This is a genomic window from Terasakiella sp. (genome assembly GCF_048267425.1).
Classification (GTDB): domain Bacteria; phylum Pseudomonadota; class Alphaproteobacteria; order Rhodospirillales; family Terasakiellaceae; genus Terasakiella.
On record NZ_JBLWXN010000006.1, the window covers coordinates 21,728 to 48,542 of the forward strand.

17 protein-coding genes and 1 tRNA gene are annotated in these 26,815 nt (G+C 45.7%); 3 read left to right on the plus strand and 15 right to left on the minus strand.

What is annotated here, in order from left to right; all coding sequences use genetic code 11:
- Positions 1 to 134: 134 nt before the first annotated feature.
- Positions 135 to 899 (minus strand): phosphoadenylyl-sulfate reductase, encoded by a 765-nt coding sequence (locus ACN0VA_RS10690; protein ID WP_417821140.1) that lies wholly within the window; start codon positions 897 to 899, stop codon positions 135 to 137.
- A 167-nt stretch (positions 900 to 1,066) separates the two neighbouring features.
- Between ACN0VA_RS10690 and ACN0VA_RS10695 the strand changes: the two genes are divergently transcribed.
- A complete protein-coding gene (locus tag ACN0VA_RS10695; protein ID WP_417821141.1) occupies positions 1,067 to 1,753 on the plus strand; it encodes an alpha/beta hydrolase in 687 nt (228 codons plus the stop codon).
- Positions 1,754 to 1,814: 61 nt separating this feature from the next.
- On the opposite strand, the gene ACN0VA_RS10700 is transcribed toward ACN0VA_RS10695, so the two are convergent.
- From ACN0VA_RS10700 to ACN0VA_RS10740, 9 genes are all read right to left on the minus strand, one after another.
- Positions 1,815 to 2,120, minus strand: a complete 306-nt coding sequence (locus tag ACN0VA_RS10700; protein ID WP_417821142.1) for an STAS domain-containing protein — start codon at positions 2,118 to 2,120, stop codon at positions 1,815 to 1,817.
- 167 nt (positions 2,121 to 2,287) lie between these two features.
- Positions 2,288 to 3,223 (minus strand): response regulator, encoded by a 936-nt coding sequence (locus ACN0VA_RS10705; protein ID WP_417821143.1) that lies wholly within the window; start codon positions 3,221 to 3,223, stop codon positions 2,288 to 2,290.
- 97 nt (positions 3,224 to 3,320) lie between these two features.
- Positions 3,321 to 5,375, minus strand: coding sequence for a putative bifunctional diguanylate cyclase/phosphodiesterase (locus tag ACN0VA_RS10710; protein ID WP_417821144.1), 2,055 nt, complete (start codon positions 5,373 to 5,375; stop codon positions 3,321 to 3,323).
- A gap of 105 nt (positions 5,376 to 5,480) precedes the next feature.
- Positions 5,481 to 7,406, minus strand: coding sequence for an ATP-binding protein (locus ACN0VA_RS10715; protein ID WP_417821145.1), 1,926 nt, complete (start codon positions 7,404 to 7,406; stop codon positions 5,481 to 5,483).
- 145 nt (positions 7,407 to 7,551) lie between these two features.
- A complete protein-coding gene (locus ACN0VA_RS10720) occupies positions 7,552 to 8,733 on the minus strand; it encodes an LbtU family siderophore porin (RefSeq protein ID WP_417821146.1) in 1,182 nt (393 codons plus the stop codon).
- 201 nt (positions 8,734 to 8,934) lie between these two features.
- A tRNA-Lys gene (locus ACN0VA_RS10725) sits at positions 8,935 to 9,010 on the minus strand.
- Positions 9,011 to 9,278: 268 nt separating this feature from the next.
- The gene (gene coaD / locus ACN0VA_RS10730; RefSeq protein WP_417821147.1) at positions 9,279 to 9,788 is read right to left on the minus strand and encodes a pantetheine-phosphate adenylyltransferase; all 510 of its coding nucleotides are present in this window, start codon (positions 9,786 to 9,788) and stop codon (positions 9,279 to 9,281) included.
- Between the two features lie 46 nt (positions 9,789 to 9,834).
- Positions 9,835 to 12,594 carry a DNA gyrase subunit A gene (gene gyrA, locus ACN0VA_RS10735; protein ID WP_417821318.1) on the minus strand — a complete coding sequence of 920 codons (2,760 nt, stop codon included), beginning with the start codon at positions 12,592 to 12,594 and terminating at the stop codon, positions 9,835 to 9,837.
- A gap of 226 nt (positions 12,595 to 12,820) precedes the next feature.
- Positions 12,821 to 14,350 carry an inorganic phosphate transporter gene (locus tag ACN0VA_RS10740; RefSeq protein WP_417821148.1) on the minus strand — a complete coding sequence of 510 codons (1,530 nt, stop codon included), beginning with the start codon at positions 14,348 to 14,350 and terminating at the stop codon, positions 12,821 to 12,823.
- Positions 14,351 to 14,685: 335 nt separating this feature from the next.
- Between ACN0VA_RS10740 and ACN0VA_RS10745 the strand changes: the two genes are divergently transcribed.
- Both ACN0VA_RS10745 and ACN0VA_RS10750 read left to right on the plus strand, forming a co-directional pair.
- A complete protein-coding gene (locus tag ACN0VA_RS10745; protein WP_417821149.1) occupies positions 14,686 to 18,249 on the plus strand; it encodes a response regulator in 3,564 nt (1,187 codons plus the stop codon).
- Between the two features lie 59 nt (positions 18,250 to 18,308).
- Positions 18,309 to 18,971, plus strand: a complete 663-nt coding sequence (locus ACN0VA_RS10750) for a response regulator transcription factor (protein ID WP_417821150.1) — start codon at positions 18,309 to 18,311, stop codon at positions 18,969 to 18,971.
- A 6-nt stretch (positions 18,972 to 18,977) separates the two neighbouring features.
- Here ACN0VA_RS10750 and ACN0VA_RS10755 read toward each other — a convergent pair whose 3' ends face one another.
- The 5 genes from ACN0VA_RS10755 to wecB form a co-directional block, all read right to left on the minus strand.
- Positions 18,978 to 20,213, minus strand: coding sequence for a glycosyltransferase (locus ACN0VA_RS10755; RefSeq protein ID WP_417821151.1), 1,236 nt, complete (start codon positions 20,211 to 20,213; stop codon positions 18,978 to 18,980).
- A gap of 17 nt (positions 20,214 to 20,230) precedes the next feature.
- The gene (gene asnB / locus ACN0VA_RS10760; protein WP_417821152.1) at positions 20,231 to 22,264 is read right to left on the minus strand and encodes an asparagine synthase (glutamine-hydrolyzing); all 2,034 of its coding nucleotides are present in this window, start codon (positions 22,262 to 22,264) and stop codon (positions 20,231 to 20,233) included.
- Positions 22,265 to 22,316: 52 nt separating this feature from the next.
- Entirely contained in the window at positions 22,317 to 24,254 is a 1,938-nt protein-coding gene (locus tag ACN0VA_RS10765) for a bi-domain-containing oxidoreductase (protein WP_417821153.1), read from the minus strand.
- Positions 24,255 to 24,451: 197 nt separating this feature from the next.
- A complete protein-coding gene (gene wecC, locus ACN0VA_RS10770; protein WP_417821154.1) occupies positions 24,452 to 25,699 on the minus strand; it encodes a UDP-N-acetyl-D-mannosamine dehydrogenase in 1,248 nt (415 codons plus the stop codon).
- Complete coding sequence (wecB, locus tag ACN0VA_RS10775; RefSeq protein ID WP_417821155.1) at positions 25,689 to 26,813, minus strand: non-hydrolyzing UDP-N-acetylglucosamine 2-epimerase; 1,125 nt, start codon at positions 26,811 to 26,813, stop codon at positions 25,689 to 25,691. Before wecB ends, wecC begins: the two co-directional genes overlap by 11 nt.
- Between the last annotated feature and the right edge of the window lie 2 nt (positions 26,814 to 26,815).

The window sequence follows — 26,815 nt, forward strand, 5'->3', positions numbered from 1 at the left end:
CTTATCCTTGTGAAAGCGGGGCGCCTTTATAACAAGGAGATTTAAGCAGACATAGGAATTTTATAAACAAAATGAGGATCGTGCATAAATACAAAAAAGCCCTCGCCATGAGAACGAGAGCTTTTTGATATTTTTTAGATATAAATCGCTTCGAAAGAGGGGGATTTATGAATGCCACATTCTGTCTTGCCTTGACCTGACCAGCGACCGGCACGTTGATCTTCCCCATCTTTCACCGCCCGGGTACAGGGGCCGCAACCGATGGACGGATAGCCCTTGTCAACCAACGGGTGCTTGGGCAAATTCATCATTTTAAACTGGGACACCACCGTTTCATAATCCCAGTTGTAAAGGGGATTGATCTTGAAACGACCATCATGGTCCAATTCAATTCCCTGCAATTTTGCACGTTCACTATTTTGGAAACGTTTGCGACCACTGACCCACGCATCATACGGACCCAAGGCTTTTTCAAACGGTAAAACCTTGCGGATATGACAACAATAATCCGTATCGCGTTGATAAAGGGTGGCGTCACGATCGGCATTGTCCAAATGGATTTGTTCCGGCTGCACTGTGATAATATTGCTTAACCCCAAATGTTCTTCGATGGTCGATTTGTATTGAATTGTTTCTTCAAACAAATGCCCGGTATCGATAAACAAAACAGGCGTGGTTTTATCCACCTCAGAAACCAGCTTCAACAAAACAGCTGCCTCAGCCCCAAAAGACGAACTAATGGCAATCTTGGCGGGGAATTCCTCTTTTAACATGACCTCCAACAAGGCCTGACCTTCAAGTTTGCCATAGCGCTGCATCAATTCCTGCAAACGAGCTTCTTTATCGCTCGAGGCGGCGTTCAAAGGGCTAAAAGAAACGGCTGTTGATGTTGCGCTCATTTTGTCTATCTCAACTTATTTCATTTTGGTCCTTACGATTTAGTCCGAACCTTCAATTTTGTCAATTATTTTTGTTATTTATTTTAATTAACATTTTAAATATGTATTTGATAGAGGTGAAAAGATTAGCTACATCCTTGAGGATCAAAATACAAGGATACAGCCCTATGCCCCGCTTAAACGGCCCCGAATACCTTCCCGATCACAACCAAATCGATTCTGTTGTTATTTTCCTTCACGGTTTTGGCGCGGATGGGCAAGACCTGATTGGGTTGGCACCTTTTTTTGCCTCTCACTTACCGACAACGGCCTTTTATGCCCCCAACGGCCCCGAAATATGTGAAATCTCCCCTTTTGGAAGACAATGGTTCAGTCTTGCACGTTACGATGCAGATTACTTGCGACGACAAACGGCAACGCAGGCAACAGCCTTTGAAGCCATGTACGAAGGGGCACAAGATGCCGCAAACGACCTTCAAACTTACATTGACCATGTGCAAAAAAAGCACAACGTCAGTGCAGACAAGATCGCTTTGGTTGGTTTTTCACAAGGGACCATGATGGCTTTGCATCTTGCTTTCAGGCAAAAGACACCATTTGCCGGGATTGTTGGCTTTTCCGGTGCACTCGTCGGTGCATCTCACCTGATATCAGACAAGACATGTACATGCCCTGTCTTATTGGTTCACGGCGAAGTGGACGAGATGCTCCCTATTCACGCCGTCGATTTGGCTGCTGAAGGGTTGACACAAGCAGGCATTGAGATTTCGGTCGTAAAGCGTCCCTCTCTTCCCCATGCAATTGATGAAGAAGGCTGTCGTGCTGCTGTTACTTTTTTAGGAAAGCATTTTTAGGTCAAAACCAAAAAAAGCACCTGATATCAGGTGCTTTTTAGAGCTATTTTTAATCTTTAAATCAGTCTTCAAACGGGATCAATGCATCAAATTTTGCAATTTCCAACATACGACGAACCTGACCATCAGCATTTCGGATAGAAAGGGCAAAAGGTTTCCCTACGGTTGCATCGCGCAACAACATCAACATACCCAAACCTGCAGAATCGATAAATTCCAGACTGCTTAAATCAAAAACACATTTCGTACCGTTGTACTCTTTCAAGTCATCAACAATTTTACGAAACACAACATTGTCGGAAAATGTCAAGCGCCCCTGAAGGAACAGTTCCTTACTATTGTCATCGCCACGAACGTTATATTCCATGTTCTTTCCTCGTCTAAACTAAACAGTGCTACTTATTCAACTTGCACCTTTTATATCTGAAAGTACCATACCTTGTTTTTGAATCTCGTCCAACAAATTCAAATACTTTCGATGCTTTTTTATTATCTCAGTTATCTTAACTCAACCTACGGACATAAACTATAAATTTATTTGCCGTACACCTGCTTAATGGATGATTGAATCTCGCTGACCGTTGTATTTTCCGTATTTTCTGCGTTCACCGTTGTACACAATGCGGTTGCAAGCTCTGGCAATAAATCCAAATCTTTATTTTTCGGCTGACCGCCACTTTGCCAAATGGCTTTGGTCACAGTCACCAATGTCGCGGCCAAAGTAGATACATGTGCATAATCGCTGTTTTTCAGTCGTTTGCTGATATCCTGACCAACATTCATCAAACGTTGCACCATTTCGGCACTGTCCTTTGTAACCTGCCCTGTTTTAAAGGCCGGTACAATTCGATCCACCAGATATTTAACCTGAAAGACGTGACGCTCAATTTTTTGGGCATTCACACTCCAAACGGCATTGGCGATTTGGCGTTGTGTTTTATTGGGCTCAAAATCCCCTGTGGCCTTCAGCGCCAAGGTATTGGGAACCGTGACAAGCGGAACTTCTTGGCCTTCTTGACGCGCTTCTTTGCGACGGTCCGGCCCTATATAGTCCGTTGTTACCACAAATGGTTTTCTTTTTTCGATCAGGAACTTCACACGGTCAATGATTTTTTGAGCCACAACCGGCTTTATCTGCAAATCATCCAGACCCGCCCGTGAAGCCTGACGAACGATTTCTTCGCCCGCCTCGTCAATAAACAGAATCACGGCTGCAAAAGGATTTTGCCCTAAATGGTTATGGCGCAGGCGATGGATAACTTCGCAAACCTGTTCGCCCTTTAAATTGACATCGCATAAAATCAAATCAGGACTATGCGCACGAATAGCATCTTCAAAACTTTCAATGTCGTATGCATCCGTAATTTTACGAAAACCGTAATGGTGTAAAACACCTTTCAAACTACTTCGCAGTTGACGGTTACTATCCGCAATAAGAATACTGATATTCTCTATTTGGTATTTAGCCATAGTTGAAATATTCCGCGCCATGATTTCTGTGTCGTTCATTTAAAGAACGTTATGCGCGAACTATTAAACTATAACGACAGGTAAAAGAAACCTATCCTCACGTATAGTCCTTAAGTTTAAGGAACTTCCCTTTTTCCATTGGCGGGTTAAAATAATACCCTTGCAGCAGGTCGCAACCACGTTCTTCCAAGAACGCCACATGCGCTTCTGTCTCTACCCCTTCGGCAACAATACTCAGCCCCAGACTATGTCCCATCGCAAGCATGGCATTGACCAAGGCCGCATCATCATTAGATTCCGGCAAGTCGGAAATAAAGGCCCGATCAATCTTCAAAATATTAAACGGATACCGTTTTAAATAATTCAGTGACGAAAATCCGGTCCCAAAATCATCTACCGCCAGACGGACACCCAAATCCGACATGGCCTTCAAAGCGGTCAATGTGGTTTCTGTTTCAGCCATACAAACGCTTTCCGTCACTTCAATTACCAAACTTCCTTTTGGGACGTCATATTGGGTAAGCGCATTTTTCACGACATCCACCAAAGTCTGAGACCAGATTTGCTGAGGAGATACGTTGACCGCAATATAAAGGTCGTCAAACCCGCTGGCATGTAGTTCCTTCAAGGCCTGACAGGCCGTTTCAATAACCCACTGCCCGATAGAAACGATCAAGCCGGTTTCTTCTGCCAATGGAATAAACTTATCAGGTGGGATCAACCCTTTTTCAGGGTGCAGCCAGCGGATCAAAGCTTCCGCACCAGCAATACGACCGGTTTTAGGTTCAATAATCGGCTGATAATACAAAGTAAGTTCTTGTTTTTCCAATGCCTTTCTCAGCCAGGCTTCAAGAACAAGACGTTCTTCCGCTGCACGGTTCATATTGGGCCGGAAGAAACGAAAACCGTTGCGCCCGTCTTCTTTGGCTAAGCGCATGGCGGCTTCTGCATTTTTAAATAATGTGGACGCATCGTTGCCATCTTCCGGGCAAACCGTCAAACCGGCGCTGATCGTCACAAACAATTCATGCCCGCGGATATCAAATGGTGCGCTGAACGCATCCAAAACATCGCGCACCACATTTTCAACATCACCGATCCGCGAAATATCGGACATCACAATGGCAAATTCGTCACCACTGACCCGGCCAATACCGTAATTATTATCCAAACAGTTTTTCAGGCGAAGCGAGGCCATGACCAACAGTTCATCCCCAAAACTATGGCCCAACGATTCATTGACCTTTTTAAAATTATCCATATCGACGGTCATCAGCGCAACATTGTCGGAACGTCGCAACGCCTGCCCCAATCGATCCAAAATTAATCCTCTGTTGGGAAGGCCTGTCAGTTCATCAAAATTTGCCTGACGATAGAGTTTTTCTTCCGTCTCTTTTCGATAGGTTATGTCTTCCTTTGAAATCAGCAGGTTGGTCAAAATACCATTTTCATCTCGGATCGGAGCGACGCTGACATTTTCCCAAAAAAGTTCGCCATTTTTGCGTTGATTACAAAATTCGCCCCGCCATTCCTTACCATTATTGACCGCTTCCCAGACAGCTGCATTTTGTTCCAACGACACAAAATCACCTGCAAGAATATCCGGCAATTGCCCCAATACTTCTTTACGCCCGATCCCGGTAACCTGTTCATAATGAGGGTTTACATATTCCAGTCGCCCTTTACCGTCCGTAATCATAATACTGGTCGGACTCTGTTCCACCGCGCGGAACAGTTTACGCAAGGTCGCCTGATCGCCCAAACGTTCCTTGCGCATTTTCATTTCGCGCAATTCGCGCTCGATCGCGGGCACCAGTCGCGCATAGTCCCCTTTTTCGATAAAATCATGCGCACCTGCCTTAAGCAAGATCACCGCATCCCTGGCACTTACGGCCCCGGAAATAATGATAAAAGGTAAATTGCTTTCGTGTTTAACGGCAATATTCAGGGCCGCGGGCGCATTAAAGGCGGGCAAATTATAATCAGATAGAACAAGATCCCATTCGCCGGAAATCAATTGTTCTTCAAATTCACGTGCGGTTTCAACCCGTGTGATAGTCGTGTTCAAACCACCACGACGCAACTCCAACCCAAGGAGCTCGCAATCGTCTTCAGAGTCTTCTACCAGCAAAATTTTTAGCTGTTCACTCATGCCCTAATCTATTCAGCCTATTTTCCCCCTGCACCTTCTATAAATTGACTTATTGCTCAGAAAAATACAAGCTTCTTATGCTATTACACTACGAAATAACACTTTTTAAGTCACAAGATTACTGAGCGCCTCTCTCAAATCAGCAGGCATTACAGGTTTTGTCAGCAAAGGCACATTTTGCATTTCCAGTTTACGAATTAAAGACGCTGCCGTCTCACCGGAAAGCACGATGGAAGGGGTATTCACCTCCAACTTGCGCCGTAATGACAAAATAACGTCCAATCCTGTCTCCTCACCACGCAGCCGGTAATCGGCAACAATTGCATCAAAGGGCAATCTCTGATCAACCTGCTTGCAAAATTCAAGGGCTTCCCGCTCTGTGGCGGCAAGTAACGTTGTGCATCCCCATGCTTCCAACATATATTTTGTGGCGGTTTGAACGTCTATTTCATCCTCAATAAATAAAATGCGTTTTCCCTGCAAAACCGAACCACCTGCCCGTGAAGAATTTGCCCGCTCACTTTCATCTACCTCACATGTCTCAACATCAAAACTGAACATGGAGCCTTTTCCCAACACTGAGGTCAGCTGAATTTTCGTCTTTAAAAGTTTGGCAACCCGTTCACAAATTGCCAATCCTAAACCGAGCCCCTTACGGCGGTCGCGTTCACGATTACCAAGCTGGCGGAATTCCTGAAAAATGATTTCATAATCTTTTTCTTCAATACCGATGCCGGTATCCAGAACGCATATGCGCAAACGTTCTCCTTCGCGACGAGCACCGACTATAATTCGACCGCTTTGTGTATAACGCACAGCGTTTGCGATTAGGTTTCGCAAAATACGGTCAAACTGAAGGGGATCACTGAGAATCCAAAGAGATGATTTCACGAAAACAAGTTGCAGCCCCTTTCTGGCGGCAACCGGTGCAAATTCATCTTCCAAAACCTCAAAACACCGGGCCACGTTCACAGGCTCCAGCCTAACGAGAACCGCGTTTGCATCCAGCTTGGATATATCAAGGATCCCGGAAAACAGTTCATTCATGGTTTCCAAAGATGTCATGACGCGTTCCAGAACCTGAAGCCCTTCTGGGCCGGGGATATGTTGTTCCAGAACGCCTAACAACAACCCAATAGCATGGAGAGGTTGGCGCAGGTCATGGCTGGCCGCTGCCAAAAACTGCGACTTGGCCAGACTTGCCAGTTCCGCCTTTTCCTTGGCTTCTTCCAATTGACGCTGATAGTGCACTTCCTTGGTTAAATTATGGAATGTACAAAGAAAAGCCGACAGTCCATCATAAAAAATGGGCGTACAGGAAAGCGTTAAAACCAAGGTTTCCCCTGCGGGGTTAGAAAAACTCAGTTTGTAATCTTCGATCCCCTGCTGATCGATCAAGTTTTGACGAACGTCTGCCGGCAGATCAAGTTCATCAAATATTTTCTGATTATTTTCCAGATTGAAAACGGCTTGTGCCGCCCGATTAAAAAACAAGACCCGATCATCGTGTTGTTCGACCACAACAATTGGCATGGGAGACGCATTAAAAATGAAACGCAGGTTTTCTTCACTTGCCTTATAGGCTTCGCGGCGACGTCGATCCTGTGTGACATCAATACCGCTGCAAGACAAACCGACAATATCGCCTGTCGCCTCGTCTTTTAGCGGTTCAACAACAAGGTCAAAATATTCAGAATTTTCGTCCCCTGCGACGGTGGGCATCTCGACACGTTCGCCTCTTCCTGTTTCCAGAACCCGACGTTTAATCGTCCCCATACGGTCAGCCAAATCTTTATCAAGAATGTCCCAGTCGGTCAGCCCAATGACATCATCCTGCACAAAGCCCATATGACCGTTATAGAGCCATGTGTAACGCAAATCCCGATCATGGTGACACATTGCCATCGGACTGAGGCGCAGAGCATCCAGAAAGCGTCTTTCGGAAAGACGGACACGCTCCACTTCCTCTTTTAATTGCTTATTTTCAGCTTCCAATGCCGTCAGTCGGTTATTTTGATCAGGTAATGTCATAAAAAAAAAGCGCTAAAGTAATCCGTAGACAACTTTAGTCGCATATTTTCACCCGTTAAACCAGCTTAATTCGCGTCAAAGCAGTTTCCGGTTATAGGCAAAAAGCCCTGAAAAAAACTTGTGTCGTTTTCAGGGCTTTCACGTTTTAGAATTCAACAGCCAGTTTTGCCGTTGCTGTATGGCCGTCGGCACCAGTACCGCCTTCGGTTTTGCTGTAATCTTCATCCGCAAGATATTCTAGCGTCAAAGCTGTTTTATCATAGACTTCAACGGTCACCGCCGCACCCAAACGTGTTTCAGGCAGGCTCAAAGCCAATGCTTCATCCGAACCTTGGTAGGTTGCCGCAAAGGTCGTCGGTTTACCCATAATTTCAGTCGCATAGGAAAGTTCCGTATTCCATGCGCGCGGTTGCGCCCCTTGACCATTAAAGGCCAGTTCGCCAACTTTAAACGTATCCGTTGCTTTCACATAACCAGCATTGAATGTGATATCAGAAACAGTGACAGAACCATTCAGGCTCATACCACCCACATAGCTGTTCAATGCAGCCGGACCGGTCACAACATCAGTAACCCCATCAGAATCTGCAATGTTATTGATATAACCGGCACCCAACGCATAAGTCAGACCAGCATCTTCACCTTCATAAGCGACATTTAAACCATATTGGTCGATGTTGTTGCCTTCCCCGGCTTGTTGTGTATCGCCATTAAAGGCAAAACCTTCGACGCTAAAGCCTGCATATGTCGCACCGACCAAAATGGCGTTCTCTTTGGTTTCACCCAATGTTTTTGTAATCGGGTCGGAGCTCATCGCCGTATCATAATTACCAAACGGCAAAGCCCATTTCCCAACCGTCGTATAGAGTGGGAAGTTTTCTTTGTTCGCGATTTCGATGGTTGCTTCATCCAATGTGATATTGTTGGAACCATCTTCGTACAAAGCCACAATGTTTGTGGTTACGTATTCGTGTGGTTTTGCAGAAAAAGACAGTTCCGCCTTTGCCAAGGAAAGATCACTGCTATCAGCCCCACTGAAGGCTTCTGTGGACGTTGCTTCAAATTCCAGAACACCCCCAATTTGGACGGTATCCAAAAACGCAGGAGAAGCTTTTTCTTCTTCTACTTTCTGTTCGGTTTTCTCGACTTGCGCCTGAGTCTGCTTCAACATTTTATGAAGCTCGTTCAACTGGCTTTGTTGCTTGTACAGCATGGCCAACAATTCTTCACGGGTCGGTTCAGCCGCCATTGCAGAAACGGACGTTAAGGCTAAAGCAGAAGTCACGCCCATAAGGGCAATTTTTTTGAATGGAAACGTTAATGACATTTGATTCACTTACCGGTTTGCTCAAAATTAAAAGGTTATAGATAACGATAATCATTATCAGTAAACCGCTTTTAATGAACCCCAATCTCAATTGCAAGTGTTTTTCATAATCATTATCATTTAACGAAATAAGAAGAACATATTTGACACACTCAAATCCAAAAATAAAAAACCTCGCTTCGATGAAGCGAGGTTTTGTAATGGTAGGCACTACAGGATTCGAACCTGTGACCGTTCGATTAAAAGTCGAATGCTCTACCAACTGAGCTAAGTGCCCTCATTTGAGGTGGTCCGTCGTACCGCTTGGCGGTGTGTCCGTCCCGTTTGGTGAGGCGGAACATAGTGGGGTCGACGCGTCTGGTCAACAAAGAATTTAAAAAAAATGCATTTTCTTTTAAAAATATTTAAAAACAAACAGTTACAGAGGCTTTCTTGGTACATTCACGACAAAAAAAAGCGCCGTTTTCAATTTAACTGGGAATCTCGTTCAGCCGAAACCATGAGATCACCCTGTTTTGAAAACGACGCATTGTTCTGATTCGATCCTATTCGTCCGCGTCAAAACGCTCCATAAGTTTTTCTCGCACGTTCGGTGTGACGAAGTTACTGATATCGCCACCTAATTTGCCAATCTCTTTGACAAAGCGTGAAGAGATAAACTGACATTTATCCGAGGCCATCAAAAAAACCGTTTCTATATCCGGTTCCAAATGGGAGTTCATCCCCGCCATCTGGAATTCATATTCAAAGTCAGAGACCGCACGCAACCCCCGCACGATGGTTTTTGCCCCTTGTGCCGCTGCAAAATTCATCAGCAAGCTTTCAAAAGGTTTAACCTCAATCGTGGCACCTGTACGTTCCATGATGGCAGAAAGTTCATGCTCGACCATTGCGACACGTTCTTCCAATGAAAACAAAGGGCCTTTGCCGCGATTAATTGCAACGGCGAGGATCAGGTGATCAACAATATTGGTCGCTCTTTCAATAATATCCAGATGACCGTTTGTCACCGGGTCGAAGGTTCCCGGATAAATACCAATGCGCTTTTTAACCATGAGACATCACTCCTCAAAAGCATAACAGGCAGTGCGTAGAAAGCGTTTAGCTTTCCACGCCTTCGTCATTGCCTTCCTGTATATCGGCAGTTTGTTCTGCCTGTTGTTCCATACCTTCTGTAGAAGGTGTCTCATTTTCGGATGCAGCCTCAGTGTCACCACCCTCAGCATCTATATCAGAATCCTCGCCCATATCCCGGAAACAGCTGACGGAGACGACGCTCTCCCCTTCTGCAACGCGGAAAAGGGTCACGCCCTGTGTCTTACGTCCGGCAATACGGATTTGATCGACGCCCGTGCGGATCAGTTGCCCGCCATTTGTCACCATAATGATCTCGTCCTCAACTTCGACCGGGAAGGAGGCCGCAACCTTGCCATTACGTTCGGACATTTCGATATTGGCAATCCCTTTACCGCCCCGCCCGGTTGTACGATATTCAAAGGAAGAAGACCGTTTCCCAAAACCACGTTCGGTAACGGACAGCAGGAATTCTTCTGCCGCTTCCATTTCTGCGATCTGTTCTTCGTTCAGTCCTTCTGCAACAACGTCTTCGCCACGTCGTTTCGCATTGGCATATCGCAAATAGCTATCACGTTCTTCTGACGTCCATTTCCCGCCGTGCAAGATCGACATACTAATTACGCGATCTTCGCCCTGCAAACGGATGCCGCGCACACCTGTTGAATTTCGCCCGGCAAAAACCCGGACATCTTCAACGGCAAAACGGATACACTGACCGTTATGTGTCGTCAGGAAGACGTGATCTTCTGGCGAACAGACCGACACGGCCACCATCGAATCGCCTTCATCCAGTTTCATCGCGATTTTCCCGTTGGCCTTCACATTTGTGAAATCAGACAACAGGTTACGACGCACGCCGCCGGACGCGGTCGAGAACATGATATGCATATCTTTTGCAATGCTCTCGTCTTCCGGCAGTTCCATCACGGTTGAAATGGTTTCGCCTTCATCCAATGGCAACAAGTTCACCATCGCCTTACCTTTAGACTGCGGTGTACCCAATGGCAGACGATATACTTTCATTTTGTAGACCATCCCGCTGGAAGAGAAGAACAACAGCGGTGTATGGGTATTGGCGACAAAAACCTTTTCGACGATATCTTCTTCCTTGGTGCTCATGCCGGAACGGCCTTTACCACCACGGCGCTGCGCCCGGTATGTATCCAGCGGCACGCGTTTCATATAGCCGGAATTCGTCACCGTCACGACCATGTCTTCGCGTTGGATCAAATCTTCGATATCGTGTTCAAATTCGGCTTCCTGAATTTCAGAACGGCGCGGTGTGGCAAACTGTGTGCGCATATCCAGCAATTCGTTGCGCATCAAAGTCATCATTTTTTCACGTGAGCGCAAGATAGAGAGATATTCTTCAATCTCCGCACCCAATTCACGCAAATCATTGGCAATTTTATCGCGTTCCAAGCCTGTCAACTTATGCAGGCGTAAATCCAGAATGGCTTTAGCCTGTGTTTCTGACAGTTTGTATTTTCCATCAACAACTTGACGGTCCGGTTCATCCAGCAATTGGATCAACGGTTCGACTTCGCCGGCTTCCCACGCCCGTTCCATCAAGGCTGCGCGCGCAATCTGCGGATCAGCCGCCTGACGGATCAGTGCAATAACCTCATCAATATTCACAACCGCAACAGCCAGACCGGCCAAAACGTGTGCTTTATCGCGGGCTTTACCTAGTTCGTAAACCGTGCGACGGGTGATGACTTCTTCGCGGAATGCAATAAAGGCCTGCAAAATCTGCTTCAGGTTCATCAATTCCGGGCGGCCTTCGTTCAAGGCCAACATATTGACACCAAAACTGGTTTGCAGCGGTGTAAATTTAAACAGTTGATTGAGGACGATTTCCGGGTGGTGGCCTTTTTTGATTTCAACGACCACACGGACACCGTGACGGTCCGACTCATCACGCAGATCGGAAATGCCTTCGATTTTCTTGTCGCGAACCAGACCTGCCATCGTTTCGATCATACGGGCCTTATTGACCTGATACGGAACTTCCGTGATGATGATCGCCATGCGGTCTTTGCGGATTTCCTCGATTTCCGTGCGTCCGCGCATAATGACGGAGCCCCGCCCCGTATGAAACGCTGAGCGCAAACCGGATTGTCCCAGAATAATCCCCCCGGTCGGGAAGTCGGGACCAAAAACATAATCCCGGATCAGATCATCAATCGACAAGTACGGGTCATCAATGAGCGCACAACAGGCATCAATTAATTCCCCAAGGTTATGTGGCGGGATATTCGTCGCCATACCAACCGCAATACCGCCCGCCCCATTCACAAGCAGATTGGGGAATTGCGCAGGCAGAACACTGGGCTCCACCGTAGAATCATCATAGTTGGCCTTAAAATCGACCGTTTCCTTGTCGATATCGGCAATCAGGTTATGCGCCGCCTTATCCATACGCGCTTCGGTGTAACGCATGGCGGCGGGCGGATCACCATCCATAGAACCGAAGTTGCCCTGTCCATCAATCAAAGGCAGGCGCATAGAGAAGTCTTGCGCCATACGCACCATCGCATCGTAAATCGCGCTGTCACCATGCGGGTGATACTTACCCATGACATCCCCGACGATACGGGCCGATTTACGATAAGGTTTATTGTACTCGTAACCACTTTCTTTCATGGCATAGAGAATACGACGGTGTACCGGCTTAAGGCCGTCGCGCACATCCGGCAGTGCCCGTGAAACAATTACGCTCATCGCGTAATCGAGATAGCTGCTGCGCATTTCGTCTACGATAGAAACCGGTGCAATGTCCATACGTGATGGTGTTTGTTCGTTGTCGCTGGTCAAGTGACTAACCCAATCTGTTATATCTTCATTAAAAGCATGCTTTTCAAACGGATAAAACACACTTTCCTATTTGGGTGAAAGGTATAGCAATTTTCAAAATCAACAACAACCAATCAATGCCCTCTCCCCCAAAGAAAAACGGCCTTCATTCAACTGAAGACCGTTTTAAACAGAATTTTATTATCGTTTTGCCTTACATCAACGTGGACATCATCCAATAAAGGATTGCTGCCAATAAGGCTGAAAGCGGCACGGTAATCAACCAAGCGGCCACGATTGTTGTCAAATGTTGACGACGGACCAGCTTGCGGCGACGTGATTTTTCCTGTTTTTTGATTAAACGCTCCAAGGCCTCGCCACGCCCTTTATCCGAACCGGTTTCACCTGCTTCAGGTAAAACTTTCTCCAGACGTTCGCGTTTTTTCTTATTGCTCAAAAATTCACGGAAGAAACCAACACCGAACACACCGCCAACTGCGATATGCGTAGAACTCACCGGTAACCCCAATGCAGAAGCAATAATAACCGTAATCGCTGCCGATAAAGCCACACAATAGGCGCGCGCACGATCCAGTTTGGTAATTTTCTCACCGACTGTACGCACCAGTTTTGGACCAAACAACAGTAGGCCAGCCGCTATACCCAAGGCACCTACGACCAAAATCCACATCGGCAAGCCAACATTGCCCGTCATGTCCGCCCCACTGGCAACACCAACAACGGCAGCCAAGGGCCCAACAGCATTTGCAACATCGTTTGCACCATGAGCAAAAGACAGCAGTGCCGCAGAGAAAATCAACGGAATCGTGAAGAGATCGCTAACCGCACGACGACGGTTTTCAATTTTTTCAGCCGCCTTGGCCACAACAGGCTTCACGATCACCCACGTACTGACAAAGAAAACAAGGCCGATCAGCATGACAACTTCGCCACTCGGCTTCCACAGCTTTTTCAAGCCCTTCATCGTCAGATACATGGCAAAAGCACCCGCCATAAAACCAACAAGAACCGGAACCCATTTTTTAGCTGCCGTGACCTTATCTTCTTTAAAGAGAATCTGGAATTTAATCAGCGCAAGGAAGGCCGCTGCGATGATCCCGCCCATCACGGGTGAAATAACCCAACTTGCTGCAATTTTTCCCATTGTCGCCCAATTAACAGCCCCTAGACCCGTTGCCGCAATCCCGGCCCCCATAACACCACCGACTACAGAATGTGTTGTGGAGACAGGCGCGCCAATAAATGTCGCAAGGTTTACCCATAATGCAGCAGCAAATAAAGCCGACATCATAGCATGAATAAACATGACGTCGCTTTCCATCGCTGCCGGGTTTACGATACCTTTGCGCACCGTGGATACGACATCACCGCCGGCAATAATGGCCCCCGCCGCTTCAAAAACAGCGGCAATGATAAGCGCACCGGTCATGGTCAATGCTTTGGAACCAACCGCCGGACCAATATTGTTAGCCACATCATTGGCCCCAATATTCAATGCCATATAGGCACCCAGCAAACCTGCCAGTACAATAAAGACCTGATTACTGGCATCTGCAACTTGGGTGAAGGCGAAGAATCCGACCATCACAAGGAAAAGAATACAAATACCGAATTTCAGATTGCCGCGACTAATTTCTTGTACCGCGTCTTCGAATCTACTGATGTTTTTCAACTCTTTATCGAGTTTCTTCAGATCACCGGATGGAAGAGGATTCTCAGCCATTTGAACACCATTCGCCCTATTGAAGTCAGGAGCTTGTAACTTTTCCGTCATAAAAAGTACACAGCAAAAATTAAATGTAACAATAGTGTCATACTATAATTACTTTTAATTGCAATTCGTACATCAATTTAACGCGCGCAGCAAATTAGATTTTATATAATTTTACTCACCATAACACCACGTCACAAATTATTCACTCTCAACACTTTGCCATTGTCAGGCAATGAGATAGAGTGATCAAACGTTGATCAAAGAACACTCTGGCCAAATTCATCACAAGCGTATAACAAACCATGCATCCACGCTTTCACAAGCTTCTTCTTCTTGGATTGAACATGATCCCCACCGCGGCACTCGCAAGTGTCGCCCCCGCAGATACGTCGTCCGAGACCCTACTTATTCTCGTTCTTGGCATTTTGATACTCATCTCTGGCGCAATGCATTTTATCCCCCGACTTAAACCTCGCAATAACATCACAGTAAAATTAAAGAAATATCTCGGCGCAATTGAACGCATGTCACACAAGTTGCAGCCCCTTCTTCTGCAAACCTCGCCTGAAAAAAAAACAGAGGAAACGATCCATTGGCTCCTGAAGGAAACTGCAAGAACGATCGATAGTGCACAAGTCAGTTTATGGCGTTTTAATGATGAAAACAGCAGCCTCACCCAATGTTATTGTTTTGAGAGCCAGCACGATACACCCGCGCCCTCTCTCCACATGACTTCAGAGCTGTACCCCACTCTTTTCACCGCCCTGCAACGTGAAAAGGTCTTGAGTATTACAGATATTAAAAACGACCTTCGTTCGATTGAACTGCATAAAATTTACACAAAAAACGATGCACCCTTATCCGTATTGATGGTGCATATTAATTTTGGTCAAAACACGCACGGTATTCTTCAAATACATACCCGACGACAACACCGCCACTGGGATGACAGTGACCGACAATTTGCCAACGCCGTTGCCGATCTATTTTCCCTTTATCTGTCGACGACGGAATTACAAAAAGCACAAGAAAGCTTAACCGATAACGAAACCAAATTGCGCGACCTCGTGGATGCAAGCTCCGACTGGTACTGGGAAACTGACCGCAATCATTGCTTTAGCTATTTTTCAGACCAGTTCACACAATTAACCGGCATTGATGAAACACAACTCATTGGAAAGACACGTCTCGACCTAAAACCGCATGCATCACAAAGCGCCAAATGGAAACAACACCTAGAGGATCTAGATAACCACAGACCATTTCGCAATTTTCAATACACAACTCGTATTGGTGATCGTGAAATCAGCGTCACCAGCAACGGCAAACCATTTTTTGATAAGAATGGTGAATTTGCCGGATATCGTGGCACCGGTTCCGACCACACGGAAAGCACCGTTTTCAAAGCCCGCTTTGAAGAGGGACTAAACGCACTGCCCAATGGGTTTTTGATGTGGGATTCTCAAGACCGTTTAATCATGTGGAACAACACCATCTTCGATATGTTCCCCGCCCTCACCCCTTATGCCAACAAAAAACCAACCTTTCTAAAGCTGATGCAAATTTGCCATCGCGAAAAGATCATTAAATACCCGCGCCCCTTTACCAAAACTTACGCAAAAGTCATTGTGCACGCTCATCAAAACTGTGGCATTAACGAAGTTGAATTAACCAATGGACGCCATCTTCTCGTTCACGAACACAAAACATCCGAGGGCGGGATCGTAGGCATTTACACCGACATTACCGCGTTGAAAGAGCGAGAAAAGGAAATCCTTGAAGGCAAGAAAATATCCGAAACCCTCAGTTCTTGCAGCAACATCCTGTTTCATGCCCGCAACGAAAGTTTCATTCTTTCAGAAATTTGCCGCATTATCACCGACACCTTTCCCTTTGATACGGCCTGGATTTCTCTTTTCAATACAACAGGGCAATTACCGGAATTTCTAAAAGTGAATATGCTGCGCGGTCGTCAACTTCCACAAACCTCCTACCGCCCGTCCAGCACACTGAAGCAGGCTTTCATTAAACAAGAATATATGATCCTGAATGAAAATCTTTTGCTGCAAGCTTACCCAGACTTCAAAGCCTTCTTTCAAGATACAGGTGCACGCACTGCCGGAATTTTTCCAATTTGGATCGATACAAAACTCACAGGCTTTCTAACCGTCGTATCAAGCGACCCGGGAACGTTCCATAATCGCTATATCAACCTTATGTCTGAACTTGCCAATGATGTCGGATATGGCCTGACCAGTTTACGCAGCGAACACAGCCGTTTGATTGCAGAAGAAGCCTTGCGTGAAAGTGAAGGCAGATACCGCAGTCTGGTTGATATGTCACCGGATGCCATTCTGGTTTTGGATGAACAGCATAAAATCGTCTTTTCCAACCCCGAAGGCCATGTGTTGTTTGCCACCACCAATCGGGCGGAAATCTATCACAAATCTTTCTATGATTTTCTGGTGAAAGAACAGGATCTTTTTGCCAACGCACCACGCATCACAGATGATGATCCGACGCAATTTATTGGTTCTGTCACCCTGCGACGTATGGATGAGCGATTATTTGAAGCCGACATTACCGCACGTCCCGTCTCGTATTCTGGCCTTACAACCCGGTTACTCATTATCCGTGACGTTACAGAGCGAAATCGCGTCAATGAACATCTTGCACAGACTTCCAAACTGGCAACCTTGGGGGAAATGGCCGCGGGGATTACCCATGAACTCAGCCAACCGCTTAACATCATGCGTTTTGCCGCCGAAGGCTCCTTACTTAAAATGCAACGTGGCACACTTGAAAAAGACGAAAGCCAGAAGAAATTTGATCTCATCAGCATGCAATGTGGTCGCATGGCGGACATTATTGACCATATGCGCATTTTCAGCCGTAAAGATACTGGGGATCTCGAACTGTTTGATCCAACTTTAGTTGTTCGACAATCTGTGGATTTGATCGAGTCTCAATTCCTTGCAGAAGGTATTCATCTGGATGTTCGCTATCCTGCCCATTACGCCATGTTAAACGGGCGCCCTATCCAGTTGGAACAAGTCATTCTGAACCTCGTCAACAACGCACGTGATGCAATCAATCAACGACACCAAACAACAAACTGGGAAGAAGACGAGAATAAACAAATCATCCTACAAATTACCTATGATCAGGCAGATCATAAAATCAATATTGCGATTACAGATAACGGTGGCGGCATTCCCGAAGATGCCCTTGCCAAATTATTTGATCCCTTTTTCACCACCAAAGAAGTGGGCAAAGGAACCGGTCTTGGGCTTTCCGTCAGTTATGGCATCATTGCTGCTATGGGCGGGGCCATTCGGGCACGCAACATTCATAAAGGGGCGCGGTTTGATATCACCTTGCCTTGTGCCATCGAAGAAGAGGAAAAATTCTCTCCCAAGCGTCTTGCCGAAAAAATGGTCCACAAAAATACACCACTGCCAATCATCGAATTGGCTGAGGATGAAGACGACGATTTGGATATGAACGCCGATGGCGCAAAAGTTCTTGTTGTCGATGACGAGATATACGCCGCCGAAGCCATGATGGAATACTTGTTCGACCAAGGATATCAGGTCAATATTGCAGGTGACGGCGAAGAAGCCCTCGAACTCTATGACATGGAAGCCGTTGATGTGGTCGTCACCGATATGCGCATGCCCCGCATGGATGGCTATGTCTTGATCCAAAATTTGAAAAAACGCTGCCCGTCCCTTCCCGTCATCGTTGTCACCGGGCATACCGGGATGGATGATGCCGATCAACATGATCTAAATACGCTAGCTTTCAAAATCCTTAAGAAGCCGGTCAGCCTTTCTTATTTATCCGAAAGCATTGAAGAAGCCCTGCAATCCGTCAACGAAAAGACGTTTTCTACTATTGAGGATTGAGAAATATATAATATTACAATATGATATGCACAATTATTGGTAAAAAAGAAAAAGCGCACATGAAAATTCTTATTGCAGATGACCACAATCTCGTTCGCGAAGGCCTTCGTCCCTTTCTTGAGGAACTAAGCCCGGACGTTGAAATCATGGAAGCAGCATCCTTCGATCAGGCTTATGAAATCTCTCAGGCCAGTGATGGCTGGGGTCTTATTCTAATGGACCTTAAAATGCCGGGAATGAATGCCTTCGATGGTCTGGTCAAAATGTGCGAGGCCCACAAAGATGTCCCCGTTGTCATCTTATCCGGTCATTTCAATCGCCATGATGTTCTGGAAGCTGTTGAACGTGGCGCAGCAGGCTATGTCCCTAAAACCATCAGCGGGTCCGCTATGGTCAATGCGCTCCGTCTGGTCTTGTCCGGTGAAAAATACATTCCCTCTGCCGCCTTTCAGGATACGCCTGAATCAAATGACGACAGCCCGATCGGGCGCAGTGCCACCAGCAACAACATGGAAAACGGCCCGCTGTCACGCTTAAGTGACCGTGAAAAAGAAATTCTCGGCCATCTGATCGAAGGCAGTACAAATAAAGAAATTGCCCGCAAACTTGGCTTACAAGAGATTACCGTCAAAGTACATTTGCGCAACATCTATCGCAAAATGGAAGCCGCCAACCGCGCCCAAGCCGTCCGCATCGCCTTGCAGAATGGCTGGGAAGGGTAACCCCTCCTATTTCATTTTACTTTTTAGCGTTTCGTCATAAATATTTAGAAGACTCTGAATATGGGTAGGCATGTCTCTTGATTGGCTTTCCAAGGCTAGTCTCGCATTTCTACCTTTTTCTGCAACCCACGCATCATCGCGGGAAACATCTTTCAATATCTCGCTCAAGGCCTGCACATCACCATTAGGGAAGACCTTTCCGGCATCAAACTCCAAGACAAATTGCTCTGCAGCCGTATCAGATGCCGCAATAATTGGAATACCACGAGCGGCGGCCTCCAGATACACAAGCCCTTCCGGTTCCTGCCATCTTGACGCCATAACAAAAGCACGAACCTTTGAAAAAGCGTGGATATAATCTTCGCCGGTCAACCAACCTGTAAATTCTAATTGAGTAAAACGTTGCTTCAACTCTTCTAGTTGCACCCCAGCGCCTACGATTTTACCTTTTATGGCGGCCCGTTCACAGCCTAAAGCGAAAACATCCATACCTTTCTCCGGCGACATACGTCCTGATGATAAAAAGACCTGATTTTGGGCTGCATTAACAAGATCAAGTCTGTTCACCGTTATAGGGTTTAACAAGGTCATCACAGGACGACTAATCGGCAGAAATGGCTCTAAGATCTGTCGGCTGAAAGCAGTGACTGCAATAAATCCGTCTATATCATTCGGGATACCATCGGTTTGAAATCGTTTCTGTCTAAGTATCCGGAATATCTTGAAAGCCATATTGCGGGAATCGCACGAGCAAAAAACACAAGACATACCCAACGGAGTATAACCGCAATTTGATTGGGTCTTGTAATTATATAGACCACCATTCGGACATGCCGAAAAATAATCATGCAAGGTTAATACTGTTGCAAGGTTTCTTTCTTGCAAAGGTTCAACCACACCGCCGGTCAGAATTTTAGAATAAGCATGGATATGAGCAATTTCAATAGGATCATCCCCACTGACCTCATCCAACCATTGCCTCATCACCTTTACAAAAAAAGTATTATGAAACGCATCCTTCAACGCAGCAATTGGCGATGCCCCCAATTGCATTAAAGGATCTTCCTGACCGCTCAGCTTCACAGAGATATTGGGATGATCAAGAATAGGATCAGAAGCGGTTCCTCCTGCCCAAAAGTGAACTTTTTTGCCAAAGTTTGCGAGCCCGACGGCCTCCTCGATCGCCACTTTTGCAGCCCCGCCCGTAATTGTCGCATGATCATTTAAGATAAGGATCGACATAATCTATCTCGCACTCGCTACAGACGATGGTTACGATGCCAAGCATCCAGATTTATCAGAGCCCAAATCATCTGACTACACTCAGTTTGACCGTTCAAATGACGTTGGATCAGAGCTTTAACTCCGCTTTCATTCAAAGACCCATCCTGCAATAATGGGCTGTTTAATAATTTTTCAATCTCAGGACGGGCAACTGCCCCTTTCAGCCATTTAGACATAGGTGTCCCAAAGCCTGTTTTCGGACGATTTAGTATTTCATCCGGCAAAATACCTTTCAATGCATTTTTTAAAATAGGTTTTGTATACGCCCCTCCATTTGCACCAGACAGACGCACAGAACGGGACAATCCCGCCATATATTCCAAAAGACGATGGTCCAGAAAAGGCACCCGGGCTTCGATACTATGCGCCATCGTCATTTTATCAACTCGCATCAATAATAATTCAGGTAAACGATGATCCAACTCACGCATCATCATCTGCAGGCAAATATCGGCGGGCTCATAATCAGTTTTCAATTTTAATAAAGACTGGGATGCAGCCGCCCGCGCACTTGATAAAACCTCACAACTTGCGTCCATGCCAAGCGCAGATAAATCACCTTCTATTTCCGCTATTTCGTTCTCTTGTGGTAAGGATGGACAAATACATTGCGCATTAAGATCATAAAACCCGATTGCTCCTGATAAGAACTGAGGATCTCCTCTCAGAAAGCGGCTCAAATAATCAAAACGAGAGAGAACCCCAGGCCGCTTAGAAGGAATCCGTTCAATAAGAGATGCCAATCCATTTGAAACAGAGCAATCACCGATCAGAGATTGACCTGCCCCCCACCATTTATCATGGCGCTTGAGACTACTATAATAATGCATATAGCCAAAGAAAGGCTCATCGGCCCCTTCCCCGACCATAACTGTACGCAGACCATTTCGATGCGCTTCCCGTGCCAATGCATAAATGGGCATACATACCCAATCGGCAAGAGGGTCTTCCTGCGCATCAACAATAGCATGCCAGTCGGCAAAAACATCCTCTTCGCTCAGGGTAATATTCGTATGAGAAGCTCCCATTTGCGCTGCAAATTCTTGTGCAAATACGGATTCATCTAAATAATCATCCTCATCATAGCGGACAGAGAAACTCTCCATCCGTTTGCCCGTAATTTTTTGTGTCAGCGCAAGAATGGCACTTGAATCAATTCCCCCGGATAAAAAAAGTCCAACCGGGACATCCGCATCCAATTGCTGTTCAACAATTTCAAACAAGAGATCACGAACTTTTAAGGTTGCAACCTCTGGATCCGTAACGGTTAGCCCTTGTTCAAATAAATTCCCTGTATCATGGTTTGTTGCAACCCAATAACGTCGGGTCTGCATCGAAAAAGTATTTAAATCACATTCCAACAAGTGACCTGGAGGAAGTTTATAGACACCCTTCATCAAGGTAAAAGGCGCACTCACAGACAAAAAAGAGAGGTAATGGCGCAGGGCAAGACGATTGAGTTTTTTTTCCACATCCGGCATGGCTAAAATCGCGCGCATTTCAGACGCAAAGATCAATTGATTGCCTTGTCGGGTCAGATACAGTGGTTTAATTCCGGCAAAATCACGCGCTAAAAACAGCTTTTCATATCGCTCGTCATAAATAGCAAACGCAAAAATACCACGAATTTTTTTTAGTAACTCATCAAGGCCCCAGCATAAATATCCCTGCAGCAGAACTTCCGTATCAGAATGATCTGTCACAAACGTCCGCCCAGACCGTTCCAGTTGTTGACGTAATTCACGAAAATTATAAATTTCGCCATTGTAACAAAGTGCAACAGATTTTCCATCCGGACTCTGCCAAACCATTGGTTGGTTCGCTAAGTCTTCCAAATCCACGATTTTTAATCGGCGGTGCCCAAAACCAACTTTTTGTGATTTATTAAGCCATTGACCATCTGCATCCGGCCCGCGGTGACGCATGGTATCACTCAAAGTCTTTAAAAGATCAACAGACAAAGTGCGTTCTGCATTTCGATTTAACGCAACTCCGACAATACCACACATCTATTTTTACCTATCGGCTTACACAACAGCCTTGCATCTGTTGAAATAAAGGCTAGTTCTGCACGGGACGCCAGAATTCTTTCTCTGCATACAAGGTTGTTTCCATATTTGCCACTTGTTGACGACAAATATCCCGACCTTTTGACGGATCTTTTACAAAAGTCATCAATCGGTCAATCATATCGCCATGACCTTTATCCAAATCACCTTGCCATAAGATCGCCCCGGACGCCAAGTCCATCACTTTATCATAGCCAAAATCATAGACATGACCATCAGCAAAAATCTCGGCCTTTTCCTTATCCAAATTTTTATGCCCTAATGACGTATAAATCAGGTTTGCAACTGAACCATCCTCATAACGGATTTGAGTAGAAAAATTTTCCTGCTTCATCGCTTTATCAGCCAATGTTCCGCCAATGGTCATAGACTGAACATTTATCGCCGGACAACCAATAACAGACTGGAAGAAATCATAAATATGGCAACCTTCTCCCAAATTGCGACCGCCGCCCATAGGCCCGCGTGTCCAATGGTTTTGCGGTAATGCCAACGCATTCATCCGATAAGAAATCATTAACGGGTTTTGTCGCTCCTTCAACGCATTGACAAGTGCAACAGTACTCCGTGCAAAACGTCGATTGAAACCAATAAATAATACTTGATCCGGTCGTTTTTCAAATTCTTCGCGGATTTCTAGAAATTCATCCTGATCAAGTGTCAGTGGTTTTTCTACAAAAACATGCTTCCCGGCACGCAAAGCCGAAAGAACAAGTTTGCCATGACTGTCGTGTCTTGTCGTAATATAAACCAGATGGACCGCAGGATTATTTATCAATTCATTTGGATCGACATAAACATCCTTGATTTTATAGCTTTGCGCCAATCCAGCAGCCACTGCAGGCTGGCGGGTCGCAAGTGCAACAAGATCACAATCATTATGATCACATAACTTCGGCAAATGAATCCCTTGTGCAAACTCACCTGCACCAATCAGGCCCACCCCAATTTTTTCAATTCTCTGTACATCTGTGATCTTTGTAGATTCAGAAGTATGAGAAGGCTTGTCCTCATCATACGAAAACAGTCCAAACAGCGGACGATCTTCCGCCTCCGGTTTCATTTCTTCATACAATTGAGGGGCTTCATTCACAGTGCGAATACGGGCAATTTCGTCAAGATGGAGATCAACCTTACCTTCATCAATCAAAGCAAGGTACGATGCCATATTACGATTTTCAGTCCAACGCACATAATCGAACGGATAATCATTTCCCAAAATTTCGTAATCAGGATCATAACGCCCTGGACCATAAGAGGTCGAAATCAATACGTCCGCTTCGCGTTTATATAACGGTTCACGATCCAGATCTATTTTCGCGTCGCCGACAACAATGACTTTTCCCTTACGACGGCACAATTCAACAGCTGTATTCACCAACTGTTTATTTTGCGTTCCTGCCGTAACAAATACGACATCCACACCACGCAAACCAGTTTTATGTCGACAATCGTTTAATAGAGCATCACCCGTTGTATTCAGGCAAAAATCCGCCCCAGCAAGTTTCGCCCAACTTAGCCGTATCTCATCGGTATCTACAGCAATAACTCGTAAACCGGCTGCTTTCGCAAATTGCACAAGTAGATTTCCAATCAATCCCAAGCCAACAACAACAACCGTTTCACCTAATTGAGGGCTTGCACGACGTAAGGCCTGCATCGCGATCCCTCCGATGGCAACGGTCGAGGCCTCTTCCAAACCAACATGCGCAGGAACAGGAACGGCTAGATTAACCGGAATGGAAATATATTCGGCATGAGAAGCAAAACCGGCTCCCGCACAGGCGACAGGATCACCGACACAAAAACCTTCCACCCGCTCACCAACACCAACAACAATACCCGAAGCAGAATATCCAAGTGCAGTCGGGGGAGCCAGCTCCCCCTTTGCCTTACGCCAAGTTTCTTGCAAACCTCTTTCTTGCATCATCTTTAAGGCTTTTTGAATCTTATCAGGATTCTTCAATGCCTTTTTCCACATTGGCATCTCGGCATATCCGAGTCCTGCCAACTCAGTGCCCGCACTGATACAACTAAAAGAAGTTTTAACAAGTAGTCCTAGGTCTGGAATATCTGGTTGAGGCGTCTCGAGTACTTCAATCCGGCCAGCTTTTTGGCAGACTTGCTTCAATTCCAAACCCCGCGTGTATCCAGAATGACTTTATTTTTCAAATCTTTCAAAGACAAATCAACAAAGACGTTATGATCAACAAGCAAAACAACAATATGTGCGTCGTTCAAAGCGGTTTCCATACTAACAAGTTTGACGTTTTCTTTATCAAGCTGCTTCGGTAACTTTTCCAAGTATGGTTCGACAACAAGTAATTGCGCTTCACCTGATGCTTTTTCAGCCAATTCTTTCACGATATCAACTGCCGGGCTTTCCCGAATGTCATCAATATTAGGCTTATAAGCCAACCCCAAACATGCAATTTTAGGATGCTTAAATTCTTCTGCCATTTGTTGAATTTCTGCGACCACCTGACCGGGACGCGCCTCGTTTACCAAACGGGCCGTCTTCACCAGTTTTGCAATTTCAGGCGCACTATCAACCACGAACCACGGGTCAACGGCAATACAATGCCCTCCTACACCGGGGCCGGGGCTTAAAATATTTACACGCGGGTGGTGATTAGCCAGTTTGATCATTTCCCAAGGATCAATCCCTTTTTCACGGCAGACCAATGCCAGCTCATTCGCCAACGCAATATTGACATCCCTGTATGTATTCTCCGACAGTTTGACCATTTCAGCTGTTGGAGCTGTTGTCCGCAACATCTTACCAACAACAAATGCACCATAAAGATCGCAGGCTAATTTGGCACTATGGGCACTCAAACCGCCGATGATGCGATCATTTTCAACCAATTCAATCAATAAGCGCCCCGGCAGAATACGTTCAGGGCAATAAGCGATAGAAATGTCACTGTCGTCACCTGCATCACAAGGGAATGTTAAGTCTGGACGGGCCTCTTTCAAAATATCCTGAATAATTTCAGTGGTGCCAACTGGTGAAGTTGATTCCAGAATCACAAGGTTACCCTTTTCCAACACCGGTGCAATTGATGCCGTGGCCTCTTTTACCATTCCTATATCGGGATAACGCCCATCACGTAAAGGAGTTGGGACCGCAATAATGAATGCCTCAGCTTTTTGCGGAGCATGATAAGCTTTCAACTTGCCGGACGCCACAGTCCCTTGAACAATATAATCAAGATCCGGTTCGACAATATGTGCTTCCCCATTATTGATACAGGCAATCACATCCTCGTTGACATCGACCCCAATAACTTCAACATCGCGGCTTGCAAATGTTGCAGCTGTAGGCAAACCAATATAACCGAGTCCTACGACACAAATTTTCTTAAAGTTCATAATAATCTCTTAAAATATCTGCAATTTGTTGAGCGGCAGTTCCGTCACCAAACGGGTTTGCTGCTTGTGACATTTCTTGATAAGCATTCGCATCATCAAGGAGCCGGAACATTTCCGACACGATTGTCTCGGTTTTCGTTCCTACTAATCTTGCAATACCAGCATCAATGGCTTCCTGGCGTTCAGTCACATCGCGCATAACCAAAACAGGCTTGCCCAATGATGGTGCCTCTTCCTGAATGCCCCCTGAATCCGTCAAAACAATATCAGCACGATTCATTAAGTAGACGAAACTCTCATAATCTTGCGGCTCAATAAGAAAGACATTATCGGTATCTTTCAAAATACGATTTACGGGTTCTCGAACATTCGGATTTAAATGCACAGGATAAAGAATTTGCACATCAGATCGTGCACTGATTTCTTTAAGTGCGTGACAGATGTTATCAAACTTTTCACCAAAACTTTCACGCCGGTGTCCCGTTACCAAAATCAATTTTTTATCTGGATCCAGAAAATCGAACGGAACAGCAATACGTGCAGCCCTTGCTTCATCGGATTTTAGAATTGCGCTCATTTCCAACAAAGCATCAATGACCGTATTTCCTGTAATAAAAATACGATCTTCCGGTACATTTTCATCACGCAAGTTTTGTGCAGATTTTTCAGTCGGTGCAAAATAGAAACGAGTTACCAAATCACAGAAACGGCGATTGAATTCTTCCGGCCACGGATTATCCATATCCCCGCTACGCAAGCCAGCCTCAACATGACCAACTGGAATTTTTTCATAATATGCAGCAAGTGAAGCAGCCATTGTGGATGTTGTATCCCCATGAACGAGAACAACATCGGGACGCCATTCCTTGAAAATATTTTGCAGACCTTCCAGAATTCCCACCGTAACGGTAGAAAGTGTCTGATTGGGCTTCATAATCTTCAGGTCGTAATCAACCTGAAGACTAAAAATATTAACTACCTGATCCAACATCTCACGATGCTGCCCTGTCACACAGACCCTACTTTCTGCTCCAGACAACTGAGCCAGAGCTTTTACAACCGGTGCCATTTTAATGGCTTCTGGACGCGTTCCAAATACCGATAAAACTTTCAACG